11 protein-coding genes are annotated in these 12,759 nt (G+C 41.8%); 4 read left to right on the top strand and 7 right to left on the bottom strand.

Annotation, left to right across the window (positions count from 1 at the left end):
- The first annotated feature begins 10 nt into the window (after positions 1-10).
- Entirely contained in the window at positions 11-2,257 is a 2,247-nt protein-coding gene (locus H6G92_RS24195; protein ID WP_190896548.1) for a dynamin family protein, read from the top strand.
- A 118-nt stretch (positions 2,258-2,375) separates the two neighbouring features.
- Positions 2,376-3,050 (top strand): DUF305 domain-containing protein, encoded by a 675-nt coding sequence (locus tag H6G92_RS24200; protein WP_190896550.1) that lies wholly within the window; start codon positions 2,376-2,378, stop codon positions 3,048-3,050.
- A gap of 160 nt (positions 3,051-3,210) precedes the next feature.
- Here the strand turns inward: H6G92_RS24200 and H6G92_RS24205 are convergent, their stop codons facing one another.
- The 7 genes from H6G92_RS24205 to H6G92_RS24235 all read right to left on the bottom strand — a co-directional run bounded on the left by H6G92_RS24205 (position 3,211) and on the right by H6G92_RS24235 (position 9,945).
- Positions 3,211-4,692 (bottom strand): site-2 protease family protein, encoded by a 1,482-nt coding sequence (locus H6G92_RS24205; protein ID WP_190896612.1) that lies wholly within the window; start codon positions 4,690-4,692, stop codon positions 3,211-3,213.
- Between the two features lie 400 nt (positions 4,693-5,092).
- Positions 5,093-6,115: a spore photoproduct lyase family protein gene (locus H6G92_RS24210; protein ID WP_190896614.1), complete on the bottom strand. Its 1,023-nt coding sequence runs from the start codon at positions 6,113-6,115 to the stop codon at positions 5,093-5,095.
- A gap of 103 nt (positions 6,116-6,218) precedes the next feature.
- Positions 6,219-6,587, bottom strand: coding sequence for a hypothetical protein (locus H6G92_RS24215; protein WP_242059296.1), 369 nt, complete (start codon positions 6,585-6,587; stop codon positions 6,219-6,221).
- A 191-nt stretch (positions 6,588-6,778) separates the two neighbouring features.
- Positions 6,779-7,549 (bottom strand): lipoate--protein ligase family protein, encoded by a 771-nt coding sequence (locus H6G92_RS24220; protein ID WP_199344950.1) that lies wholly within the window; start codon positions 7,547-7,549, stop codon positions 6,779-6,781.
- Positions 7,550-7,649: 100 nt separating this feature from the next.
- Positions 7,650-8,861 carry a bifunctional phosphopantothenoylcysteine decarboxylase/phosphopantothenate--cysteine ligase CoaBC gene (coaBC, locus tag H6G92_RS24225; protein WP_190896552.1) on the bottom strand — a complete coding sequence of 404 codons (1,212 nt, stop codon included), beginning with the start codon at positions 8,859-8,861 and terminating at the stop codon, positions 7,650-7,652.
- A 111-nt stretch (positions 8,862-8,972) separates the two neighbouring features.
- Positions 8,973-9,185: a protein IsiD gene (gene isiD / locus H6G92_RS24230; RefSeq protein WP_096539503.1), complete on the bottom strand. Its 213-nt coding sequence runs from the start codon at positions 9,183-9,185 to the stop codon at positions 8,973-8,975.
- Positions 9,186-9,339: 154 nt separating this feature from the next.
- A complete protein-coding gene (locus H6G92_RS24235; RefSeq protein WP_313889992.1) occupies positions 9,340-9,945 on the bottom strand; it encodes an alpha/beta hydrolase in 606 nt (201 codons plus the stop codon).
- Positions 9,946-10,516: 571 nt separating this feature from the next.
- On the opposite strand from H6G92_RS24235, the gene H6G92_RS24240 reads away from it, so the two are divergent.
- Both H6G92_RS24240 and H6G92_RS24245 read left to right on the top strand, forming a co-directional pair.
- A complete protein-coding gene (locus tag H6G92_RS24240; protein ID WP_190896554.1) occupies positions 10,517-11,593 on the top strand; it encodes an iron ABC transporter substrate-binding protein in 1,077 nt (358 codons plus the stop codon).
- Between the two features lie 155 nt (positions 11,594-11,748).
- Positions 11,749-12,759 carry an iron ABC transporter substrate-binding protein gene (locus tag H6G92_RS24245; RefSeq protein ID WP_242059297.1) on the top strand — a complete coding sequence of 337 codons (1,011 nt, stop codon included), beginning with the start codon at positions 11,749-11,751 and terminating at the stop codon, positions 12,757-12,759.

The raw sequence follows: 12,759 nt of genomic DNA on the forward strand, positions 1-12,759 counted from the left end.
TAGGGGAACTATGCAACAACAGTATGAAGGTTATAAGGATTTAGCAGATTCTCTCAAATCTGCATCTACGTTACTGAATTTAGAACGAAAATCGCAACTACATCAAGATATAATTACCATTTGCAATCATCTAGTTAATCCTAGTTTTCGCATTGCAGTATTTGGCCCATTTAATCATGGCAAATCTACCTTACTGAATGCCATGCTAGGGAATCGCACCTTACCAATTGATTTAATTCCCACTACCGGTGCGGCAATTACTGTCAAGTATGGCTCTGATGTGCGAACTCGCATCATGTTGGTAGATGGTACAGAAATCTATCGCAGCGGCACAGAAGTTTTACAGCAATTTGCAATTCTTGATGGCAATAGACAGATGCGAAAAGATGTAGCATCTGTGGAAGTTTTTTGCCCACATCCCTTTTTAGAAACGGGTGTAGAATTTCTCGATTTACCGGGAACAAATGATCGGGATGAACAAGATAATTTAATCCAAGAACAATTATTAAGTACAGATTTAGTTATTCAATTATTAGATGCACGTAAGTTAATGACTTTGGGTGAGCGAGAAAACTTACGAGATTGGCTATTAGATCGCGGTATTAAAACAGTTATATTTGTTGCCAATTTTATGAACTTACTCGAACCCGACGAGCAAAAACAGGTACAAAATCGTCTGCTGTTTGTTGCAGAAAGCTTTCGAGCCGAATTACCTCCAGGTTTTAGTAATTTATATCGCGTTGATGCTTTACCTGCCTTAAGAGCTAGATTAAAAGGCGATGTTGCTGCTGCCAATAGTAGCGGTTTAGCGGCTTTTGAAACAGCTTTGCAACATATTGTGGAGATTTTTCAACCAAATCGTGGTATTGTGCGTTTGCCAAGAGTGCAAGCGATCGCTTCTCAAATCCAACTCTCATTAACAGCTAAAATTGACCCGATTGCTCTTGAAATAAAATCTTTTGATGATAAACAAAATACTAAAATTGAAATTAAACAAAAAGCAGCCAATTTAATTTATAAAGGTTTTGCTTCTAGCGTCAGAGAATTACGCGATTGGCTAGCATTACCTAACCTACTCACAAAATATCAAGCTGATGCGGCAGTTGCATTGGCAGAAAATAAGTTTAAAACTTGGCAAACAAATACTCTTAAAAAAGACCTGAACGAATTGCAATTGGCTGCGATGAAATGGCTTTATCAAGCTTACGAGTTTTTCCAAGAAGAACGACCGCAAGATTTATTAATTCCCTTTCCCAGCGAACCACAAGTAACACTACCCCCAAAGTCAAGTAATACTGATGATTTGAGTGAACCTGGTTCTATAGCTGTTGGTGGCGGTATTGGTTGGTTGTTAGGTGGCCCGGTGGGTGCTGCTGTCGTCGGGAGTATTTCTTATTTGTTAAACAAGAATATCCAAAAGCAAGACGAACAATTGGCAAAGGAATCTTATCATCAAGAAGTTGCTAAACTTTGTATCACTGCAATTGAAGATTATTTATCTATTTTCAGCAGTCAAGGGTTATCACTTTTGACTGAATATGAACAAAAAGCTGAAAAAGTAATTTGCTTTGAATTTAGTCAAGAACCGCTAGAAATTACTAATAAACGGGAAAAGTTGCAGCAGTTACAAAATGGTTTTAATCACTTGCTACGAGAGTTAGAAAAAGTCAAAATACTCTCCAATCATCAAGTTTATAAAGAAATACCTACATATAGCAACACTAATAGAAAATATTCACCACAGCCAGAGAGAGTTCAAACTTCTCCTAAAAAAGATACTAGTGTTAAGCAACAACAGGAAAATACTGCTAAAAATAGTGAGACAAGAGTAGAATCTGTTTCCCCACCACCACCGCCAAAAGCTTCTCCCTCTCCCCGTCCAGAAGAGCTGGAGGCGAAATTTCGTGATTGGGAACTTAATGAAGAAATAGCACGAATGAAAGCAGAAATGCGTAGCCCTAAGGCTTGTCGTCAGACATCGCCTGGTTCTCAAACTAGCAAACAGCAAAATGCAACTCAAAGCAATAAAGCACCCAACCAACCCAAAACCCAGACACAAAAAGATAAAATTACTCGTGCCTACAGCATTTTAGGATTGCAAACAAATGCTTCTCAGACTGAGGTAAAGCAGGCTTATCGAACTTTAGTAAAAAAATGGCATCCAGATTTGTTTGTTAATCAGCCGCAACTACAAAAACAAGCTCAAGAAAAAATGCACTTAGTTAATGATGCTTACACAATTTTGAGTGAGAAATGAACTGTAATATACCCGACTCATCAAAAAAGCCGGGGATTCTTAGATTTCATCCTAATTTCATTTCTGACTGCAAAGCTAAGAAGTAAATATAGAATTAGGAAACTGTTAGGTGAGATTTATGCAACTGCTATCTTTGAGGAACGGCTTTTTGGCGTTAACCTTGACTGCGATCGCTTCAGGCGGTGGGTTAATCACAGGCTGTACCAGTACTGCTTCCCAGAACCAAAGCGAAGCGCCAAAGGCAACCACCACCAATGCTAACAACAATCACATGAATCACAGCATGGCAATGGATTTAGGCCCAGCCGATGCTAATTTTGATTTACGATTTATCGACGCTATGACACCGCACCATCAAGGGGCTGTGGAAATGGCTAAAGAAGCGCAGCAGAAATCAAAACGTCCTGAAATCAAAAAACTAGGAGACGATATCATCAAATCGCAAAACCAAGAAATCACTCAGATGAAGCAGTGGCGACAAGCTTGGTATCCCAAGGCGGGAGATAAACCAATGGCTTATAACAGCCAAATGGGTCACATGATGGAGATGTCATCTGACCAAATGAAAGCCATGATGATGAGTCAGGATCTAGGTGCAGCTGATGCTGAATTTGATCTGCGCTTTATCAATGCGATGATTCCTCACCATGAAGGGGCTTTAACAATGGCACAAGATGCCTTGAGTAAGTCTAAGCGCCCTGAAATTAAGCAATTAGCCCAAGAAATTATCAAGGCACAAAATACAGAGATTAAGCAAATGCAGCAGTGGCGAAAAAGCTGGTATAACCAGTGAAACTAACTTTCACAATCAGGGCAGGTCGTATTTTGGCAGTACTCATACCAATTCACAAAAATCCTGATACATATAGATTTCTCGTAGGGGCATGGCATTGCCATGCCCTTACCAGCTCGAATTGCAGATATTGCTTATTTGGGTGTTGGCTCCATAAGCACTATCCTATTCCCAAACGCCCAGCCAAGCCGGGAGTTAAGGGTAGAAGTGTGGTAATCATTAAGAATAGAGCCAAAAGCCCTAAAGCAGCTCTGGCATCATCAGGTTCAGTGATTTCATTCAAGCTGGGGCGTTCTTGATCCCGTTGCAAAAAGAAAATCACGATCGCCCAGTACATGGCAAGAGTATTACCGAGAGACACTAGCGCCAGTAAAATTAAAGTTGCGATCGTTGCCCGTCCTGCGGTTTTGCGGCCATAAATCGCCTGGACAATGCGCCCACCATCTAGTTGTCCTGCGGGCATTAAGTTCAAAGCGTTAATAACTAACCCCAACCAACCAATTATCACTAAAGGATGAACACTTACCAAGGACGACTGTAAAGACGAACCAAGGACAACTCGCGCCAAACTTCCCACCAAAATCGACCCTTGGAAAAACTGATTTGGCAATTGAAATAAACTACCTGGGTGGGAAAGCAGCAAGCCCGTCACCAGCATTACCAAAGAAACGATACCACCTGCGGCTGGCCCTGCCAAGGCGATATCAAATAATACCTTGCGGTTGGGCAACAGAGATTCAAAACGGGTAATTGCACCAAAGGAACCAATTTGCACGGCCGGCAAAAAGAAAGGCCAGCTAAGGCGGATTTGATGACGCCGAGCAAGTAACCAATGACCAATTTCGTGAGCTACTAAAATCGCAAATATTCCAGCACCTATAGGCAAAGCTTCTTTAAACCGCCCTGGATTGCCAAAGAAATCAAAATTCAGCAGTAATCCCGCAGCTTCTAAACTTGTGGCAATGGTCGCTACCAACAGAATACCTGCGAAAGCTTTTTGCGATAACAACATCGGCCGGGGATCATTGCGGCTTGGCAGGACAATCACCACTGGTCTGCCATCTGTGTTTTCCACTAAAAACAAACGATATTGATCGCCAAGGCGTTGCTGCAAACTTGCAGTTAGACGGTTGTGAGTCTCTTCTGGTTCTCCTCGGAGATTGCCTTTGAAAATGGCTCCATCTTGGTAGGCGATCGTTTCTGTGGCAAAAAACGTATCTATACCGAAAATGCCTTTAATTGCATTCAAGTCATCTTCCGGTATCGGCGGGATCTCCGGTTTCAGTCCTGCTGCTGCTGGTTGTGAGGAATTTGCTTCAAGTGAGGAAGCAGCCGCAAGTCTTTCTGTTGCGCGTTGCTTGAGGATAGCATCTTGCCCAGCTGCGCGTAACTGGCTGCCCAAGTAGATGTACAATCCAGCGGAAGTCACTACTAAGAACAATATACCCGCTATATTGATGTAAATCCCTGCGGCAAACAATCCAAAAAACAGGAGCCAGGGAGTCATCAACACCACCGACTGTAACCAGGCTAAGATTCCCAGCTTACCAAAAGGTCTGGCGCGATAAAAGCCCCAGCCCAAAATGCCTAAAGCTAACAGTAGGATTGCCGCCAGGATAGAAGTTTCTGATAAAGTAAACATCTCCAAACCTTTGCTATTGAGACTAAGCCAGAACAAGTCCGGTATTGCAGATACACTTATTAATGTATAACGCCGCCTGTAATCTGCCCAAATTATCCCGTTTTGTGCGTAGCCCAACCCAGGAATTGGGGCAAGTTTAACTTGCAATCGCTCGACTTACAGCAGATTTCAGCTTGCTGTAGTAGACAAACTAGATTTCAAAGGTAAGAGACCATCTATATAGAAATAGAGCGGTAACATCACGAGGTGTAGGGGCACGGCACTGCCGTGCCCCTACGGGTGTACTTAAGCCTAACCCACCAGCTTTTGAGCAACCTGAAAAGAGAGCGATCATTTAGATGCGATCGCTCTCTTGTGCAATAATTAATTTGCTCAAACTGTATTTGAGCGAAGTGGTCTTTTAAGTCCAATAAAGAATTTCAGCATTTGGAAAGCGTCTGGTAATCTCACTCTCAAAAAAGCAACGCAACGCCTTCATGGTGTCCTTATCATAAACGTACTTCGTCCCACCAAACTTATTGCGCTTGATACTGCGTTTTGCCTCATCCATCTCTAACTTTGATTGCGGATACCAAGTTTGTAACACTTCTTTTGACCCAGGCGTGAACCGATGGGAAATTAACTCAAAGGTAAGATCACAGTCAAAATCCAGTGCCTCGTTTATCTGGTCAAACAAATAACTATAGTGCATCTGCCAATCGTCTATCGGCATAATTGGCGCGATCACCAAGCCTACAGGATATCCGCCACCGCCACGTTCTTTTGGTAACGCCAACCGTCGCAATGCATTAAGTCTGGATGCTACGGATGCGGTACCACCTTCAAACTTGCCAGAAATTGGTGCTGCATTAACACTCATCCGACAGCGAGTATTCCCATTGTGTGGTAAGTCGAGTAATCCATCCACAGCATCAAACTTCGATACCCAGCGTAGATGTGCATTGGTACGAGTGCCAAAGTAACGGATACATTCAGCAAGACTGCCAGTTAAATGCTCAATACCCAATGGATCTGTGTAACAGCTAACTTCAAAACTTGTGTTTTTACCCTGTTGCTCGTAGTTAGCTAAGTTCTCTAATATCTGCGGTAAGTTAGCAAAAACGCGGATTACAGGTGGCCCCGATAAGCTACCAGCTAGGTAGCAGTATTGACAGTGAGCCGGACAACCTTCGGCAAGGTGAAACTGCCAATCCGCAGAAGGTGGGATAGGACTCAGTTTAAAAGAACTGGGTGGTGCAGTAACCACTGCTAAGGTACGCTTGGCGATGTTGTAAGTATCCCGCTCAGATTCACCGCGCAGTCCCTTCAGACGGTTCTGTGATAATTCTTCTATTGGTAAGTTGAGTGACTGCACACGTGCAAGAATCTGCTGCCCCCAAACCTCATCTAGGGCAGCAGGTGTAAACAGTACCCGTTCAGGTATCCACAATCTTGGTGATTTTGTTTGTGTCTCTGATACTGAAACTTGGTCTGTAATTGTATTCAGCAATATCGTTCTCCGTTATTTAGTTTGCTGATTTCTGCAATTAATTTTCAAGGACTTGCTTAATTCGTCGCTCTAACAAATCAAGATCCAAAGTGCCTTCATCACGGCTAATTCGTCGCACAGTCGAATTAACATTACCCAAATTTACCAATAAATCTTGAAGAATTTCTTGCTGCTGACGGGCTTGAGTAACCTCGCGTGGCTCCTGTACTAAATCACGCACGATGGTATCTTCAGCACGAGAGGCGATAATTGGATCGCTTTGCCCTTGAATGTGAACAAAGGTTCTTCGCCCTGGGCCTCGCTCTTCTTCTATTGGTATAACTGCTGTTACTTGGTCAGAACGAACATATTTGCCAAATCCCAAATGGACTAGCTCTGATGAGAGTATTTTCATATATTGAAGCATTATTTTTATGTCTTACTTATATTGTAAAATCTATAAAAGTGACTTAAAGCCATAGACCATACGGGTTATACGCAATTCAAAGTAGTAGTTTCCTTTTCCAATTGCTGCTTAATATCTCTAGTCAGTCACACTATTTCTACTTTCTACATAACCTAACTTTTTGGAATAGGCGATACCTACGGTGAGCTACGCTAACGCACTTCATACAGCGATCGCAATTCGAGGATATCTTGCCATTCGAGATCAGTAAATGGTTGGGTAACTAGTTCTATGCCAAAGTACTGTTTGGCTGTCTCTGTCAGTGTCTCCACAATCTTTACAATCCAGCCATCCTGTTCCTCTGTGTTACAAAGCGAGGTATTCCACGGAGCCGATTGTTCAAAGATTTCCTGAAATAAACCTTTGTCTGTAGACAAAATCATCGAGCCGTGTTGAAGAATTGTATTTCTTCCCTTACGTTGGGCACTACCAATAAATTTACTACCATCGGCAGTAACTAAGTCAGCCGCTGTTGCTGTATTGAAGCAACTGGGATTGTGAATGTAACCTCGTCCAGCAGAACCATAATTTAATTCAATACCTAAGGTTTCCCAGCCTTGGATCAAAAAGTTACAGATGTTTTTATAAGTATCCCAGCTTTTTCCACTACTTACTGAAGTAATCAGGGCGTAGCTTAAATCTCCTTGGTGAAGAACAGCTCTACCTCCCGTTGGCCGACGAACTAGATCGAGTTCCTGTCCCTGGTAAATCAGATTATGCCACTGGGCAGGCCATTGTTTTTGCAGATGTCCCAAGGAGAGCACATGGGGATACCAAGTATAAAAACGCAAGGTAGGCGGATGTCGTCCCTTTTCACATTGGTTGAACAACCAAGCATCGATCGCCATTTGTACTGCTCCTGATGTCTGAAGCATTGGGATGAAACGCCAAGTGGATGGTGACTCGGTTGCTAATTCTTTCATAGATTTCGGACTTTGCCAGAGGTTGGCCAAGTTGTTGAGGAGGGTTCTGAAATCGTTACTCTCGAATCGGTTAAAGCAGTAACAGAGTTAAATTTAAAATCTAAAATTCGTTGGTGAGAAAATCAAATAACTGATGCGCCATTTCTAATTTAGAACAAGGTGCAATTTCCAATTTATTTCCTTGGCTATCTAAAAATATTGCTTGATTATTATCACTCCCAAAACCACCATCAGGTTGATCGATGGGATTAGCAACGATCGCATCTAATTTTTTCTTCTGTAATTTTTCTAATGCGGGCTTGACAATATCTCCAGTTTGTGCTGCAAAACCAACTAATATCTGATGCGGCTGTTTAAGTTGTGCTAATTGGGCGACTATATCCGGTACAGGTTCCAGAGGTAGGGCTTGGGGGAGCGATCGCTTGGGTAATTTCTCTGTACTATAATCTTTTGGCTTCACATCTGCTACGGCTGCTGACATGACAATTGCATCAGCGTTGGGTAGATATTCCAGCATGGCGTGCTGCATTTGCTCGGCACTAATGACGGAAATTGCTTGTACTCCTAATGGTACATCCCAATTAGCTGGGCCATGTACTAGGGTGACACTTGCGCCTCGGTGAAGTGCTGCTTGCGCTAAAGCTAATCCCATTTTACCTGTGGAAGGATTACCAATAAATCTTACTGGGTCAAGATACTCTCGTGTTCCCCCAGCGCTAATTAACACTCGTTTACCTACTAAATCTCGTTTACCTTGAGTGTGTAACAACGATTGGATGTGAGCCAAAATTTCTGGAGGTTCTGCTAATCTACCAGCACCGATGCGATCGCACGCTAATAATCCTGATGCTGTATTCATCCCATGATATCGACTATCGATCAATAGCTGTTGCCAATTTCGCTGCACTGATAGCTGTTCCCACATATCCGTATTCATTGCGGGTGCTAACAGCACGGGACAAGTAGAAGCTAGCACGGTATTTGTGAGTAAATTATCAGCCATCCCGTAGGCTAACTTGGCTAATGTATTAGCAGTCAAGGGGCCAATTACCATGACATCTGCCCATTCACCCAACTCAATATGCAAAGGACGAGAGTGAGTTGGTTTCCAGAAATCATCATCTGTGTAGGCAGGATGACGAGATAGGGTGGCTATTGTTAGAGGCGTGATAAATTCTTGCGCCGAACGGGTGAGGATAACTCGGATTTCCACCCCAGTTTTAAACAGCGTCGAAACCAATTCACAGATTTTGTAGGCGGCGATACCGCCACCTACACCAATTAGAACTCTGTTCAATTTTGGATTAGTCATAGTAAAAAGTTAGGAGTAAGTAGTAATTTAGGAGCAAGTAGTTACGAATATTAATTTCCAACTCCTAACTCCTGTACAGACGCGATTAATCGCGTCTCTCCTAACTCTCAACTACGCTTCATCGTAGGGTTCCAAGTCTAAGAGGTAGATATAGGGTTCAACTAACTCTGGACGCTGAAATGCGATCGCTCGCAATAGATGCCAATCATTTAAACCCTCAAAAGCATTACTATAATTATCTAGCTCCAGACGTGTAGCCAGTTCTTCTACTTCTGCCGCAGTCATGGCAGCAATTTCTTTCCTGGAAATGCTTAGAGTTGTCATAATGTTCGCCCCTCCCTTATGCAGCACTCGCCTTCAGCATGGGTTAAGTTGCGCTGAACGCAGCCACCCAATATATATTACTCATTAGAGGTCATTAATTTCGTGAAAAATGTCAGAATTTGTACCAGAATTTATAAAAAATTCGTAATGCTGACTAAGCAATTGTATTTACAACGAAATTTCGTAGCACCTCTAACGTTTGTGGATTTATTTCATGCCCCATATCAAATTCGTGGTATTCTACTGCCACTGCTAGAGACTTGAGAGTTTCTCGTGCCTTCAAAGCAGCTTGCAGGGGCACAACTTCATCATATCTCCCGTGGCTGATTAAAGTAGGTGGAATCCCACTTTGATCTGCCTTTAGTGCGTCAGGATGTAAATATCCGCTCATGACAACTAAGCCTGCTAAGGGCAATTTTGAGCCGACATCTAAAGTCATCGCTCCGCCTTGAGAAAATCCACTCAAAATTGTGCGTGACAAAGGTACGCCAGTGGTACTTTCTAAAGATTGTAAGAAATCTGTTAGCAGTTGCCGACTTTCTGTCAATCCTTGATACATATTTTCCACCCTCAGGTCATACCATGCCCTCCCTACAGGGGAATAGGGATAAGGATAAGGTGCATCAGGTAATACAAATTGGTAATTAGGTAAGTTGAGCAAGGGTAACAATGATGCTACATCCTCAGCATTAGCTCCCCAACCATGCAAAGTGACAATTAAGCCTGCGGGGGGTTGAGAAGTTTCTCTCTTAACGGTAATAGATTGTAAAGACAGAGGTTTACTCCTAAAATTTTACTCTTTTAATAGATCCTATCTGCTTGCCCAAAAAATACCTACGTCGTTATGGTGCTAGCAAGCAAAAGCCAGATGGTAATTTTGTCTGAAAACATTTTTTACCAATTTATATACAAGAATAATTCCTATCTATAAATTATTCGCTTTTAGCCATTTTTTTAATCTAATACAAATAATTATCAATTACTTTTTAGATGATTATTCTCATGAATGTCATTCATATGGATAATTAATTATCCTAACAACTAAATAGCTTCTATAGGACTAGTATTTGATTTTTGAAAAGATACGTAGGGTGCGTTAGCGACAGCGTAACGCACCATTCTTAAGGCTTTGGTGCGTTACGGCTTACGCCTAACACACCCTACAAATACTTAGATTTTTTCAGAAATAAAATATGATTCCTATATCTATTGAATTAGTAAAATATCTTAGTCTGATTTTACATTAAAATGTCACTATGCAAGCTTACTAAATTAATAGTAATATATTTCAATAAACTTATTAATAGTGTGTGTTTTACTGGAGAAAACTTATGAAGCGCCGCAAATTTGTCTATATAGTGGGACTAGCAACTGCTAGTGGTGGATTAGCGATCGCTTGTAATTCTAATCAAACTCCCACAGATACTGCCCAATCGCCATCAACGCAGGCTACACCAGCTACGGCTGCTAGCGGTGTATTAGAAAAAGAGCTAGTAATCTACTCAGGACGCAACGAAAAACTCATTGGTGAGCTTATCAAACAATTTGAGCAACAAACCAATGCTAAGGTACAAGTCCGCTACGGCGATACTGCTGAGTTAGCATCAGCAATTTTGGAAGAAGGGGCAAACAGTCCCGCAGATGTCTTCTTTGCCCAAGATGCTAGCGCCCTTGGAGCTATTCAAAAAGCAAATAGAGCAGTAGAGTTACCAACATCTCTTCTCAATCAAGTAGATAATACCTACCGTTCACCAGAGGGGAAATGGCTAGGTATTTCGGGGAGAGTGCGGACAGTAGATTACAATTCTAAATCAGTAAAACCGGGGGAATTACCATCGTCTATTTTTGGCTTTACTGAACCGAAGTGGAAAGGTAAAATTGGCTGGGCACCTACAAATGGTTCCTTTCAATCCTTTGTCACCGCTTTACGAGTTGCAGAAGGAGAAGACAAAGCTAGGCAATGGTTAGAAGGTATTAAAGCTAACAATGCTAAAGTTTATCCTAATAATACTGCGATCGTAGAAGCCTTATCTCGCGGCGAAATTGCTGTGGGATTTGTCAATCATTATTATCTAGAACGAGTCAAACAAGATAATCCTCAAGTTCCTGTGGAGCATCATTTTACCGATGATGTGGGTTCCTTGGTAAATGTTGCAGGTGTAGCAATTCTTAACAGCACTAAACATCCGAATATTGCTCAAAAGTTTGTCGAATTCATGCTGAATGAAAATGCCCAAAATTACTTTGCTAATCAAACCTATGAGTATCCTCTAACTTCGGCTGTTGCACCCAAAGGTAAACTAAAATCTCTCCAACAAATTAAAAAACAAACTCAAAAAATTGATTTAAGTAATCTGAGCGATTTAGAGACAACACTCAAGCTCATGCAGCAAGTACAAGTTATATAACTTGCTATTGGCTGGAATGCATCTGACAAAGGTAGGAAAAATCTAAATTTTTTGAGAAAGTTTGTTGCTTACCAGTACAGGTTAATGGTAAAGGTTGAGAATACCAAGATTATTGCAAAAACTTCCTGGTAAGTATTAAGGTGGAGGATTGGAAATTGAAAAGTTTACCATTGCTGAAAGTTTCAGCATTAGCTCTAGCTGTAACGCTCGGTTGGGGAATCGGGGTGGCTGTAAATGCCCAAACAAAAACCCTCGTAATCTATTCAGGTAGAGAAGAAAAACTAATTGGCCCCTTAATAGAGAAAGCAAAAAAAGACTTGAATCAGGATATTCAAGTGCGTTATGGCGATACTGCTGAATTAGCGATCGCACTTTTGGAAGAAGGGAAAAATAGCCGTACAGACTTGTTTTTTGCTCAAGATGCTGGTGCTTTAGGCACTTTGGAGAAAAAACAGGTAACACTACCAATAGCCTCTAAACTGCTAAACAAGGTTGATTCCCGCTTTCGTTCTGCTAAAGGGCATTGGCTAGGAATTTCCGGTCGCGCTCGTGTCATTGACTACAACACCAAGTTAGTTAAACAAGGGGAACTACCGACATCAATTTCGCAGTTAACAGAACCGAAATGGCGCGGTAAAGTCGGCTGGGCACCCACAAACGGCTCATTTCAGTCATTTGTTACGGCAATGCGAGTCTTAGATGGCGATGCAAAGACTCTCCAATGGCTCAAAGCGATGAAAGCTAATGGTGTCAAAGATTACGGTAAAAATTCTGCGATCGTTGAAGCTGTGGGACGTGGAGAAGTTCATCTTGGTTTAGTGAATAATTACTATTTGTATCGCTTCAAAAAAGATAATCCGAACTTTCCTGTTGCCCACCACTACACAAGCAAAGATGCAGGATCAATGATTAATGTGGCAGGAGTAGCTATTACGAAAACCACAGATCAAAAAGCTGATGTAGAAGCTTTAATTGATTATCTGCTCAAACAGAGTTCACAAAATTACTTTGCTCAAGAAACTAACGAGTATCCTTTAGTCAAAGGAATCGCAGCGCCATCAAAACAAGTACCAATCAGTAAGCTAAATCCACCCAATGTTAACTTGACAGATTTAGATGATTTGCCAGCAACGTTGAATTTATTACAGCAGGCAGGAGTTTTGTAA

This window comes from Nostoc foliaceum FACHB-393, from assembly GCF_014698505.1.
Lineage (GTDB): Bacteria > Cyanobacteriota > Cyanobacteriia > Cyanobacteriales > Nostocaceae > Nostoc > Nostoc foliaceum_A.

What these genes read in the sequence shown, in the direction of transcription:
- coaBC (WP_190896552.1), bottom strand. Translation starts at nt 8,861, where the DNA reads ATGACTAATCCAAAATTGAACAGAGTTCTAATTGGTGTAGGTGGCGGT.
- isiD (WP_096539503.1), bottom strand. Translation starts at nt 9,185, where the DNA reads ATGACAACTCTAAGCATTTCCAGGAAAGAAATTGCTGCCATGACTGCG.
- H6G92_RS24220 (WP_199344950.1), bottom strand. Translation starts at nt 7,549, where the DNA reads ATGAAAGAATTAGCAACCGAGTCACCATCCACTTGGCGTTTCATCCCA.
- H6G92_RS24205 (WP_190896612.1), bottom strand. Translation starts at nt 4,692, where the DNA reads ATGTTTACTTTATCAGAAACTTCTATCCTGGCGGCAATCCTACTGTTA.
- H6G92_RS24240 (WP_190896554.1), top strand. Translation starts at nt 10,517, where the DNA reads ATGAAGCGCCGCAAATTTGTCTATATAGTGGGACTAGCAACTGCTAGT.
- H6G92_RS24200 (WP_190896550.1), top strand. Translation starts at nt 2,376, where the DNA reads ATGCAACTGCTATCTTTGAGGAACGGCTTTTTGGCGTTAACCTTGACT.
- H6G92_RS24195 (WP_190896548.1), top strand. Translation starts at nt 11, where the DNA reads ATGCAACAACAGTATGAAGGTTATAAGGATTTAGCAGATTCTCTCAAA.
- H6G92_RS24215 (WP_242059296.1), bottom strand. Translation starts at nt 6,587, where the DNA reads ATGCTTCAATATATGAAAATACTCTCATCAGAGCTAGTCCATTTGGGA.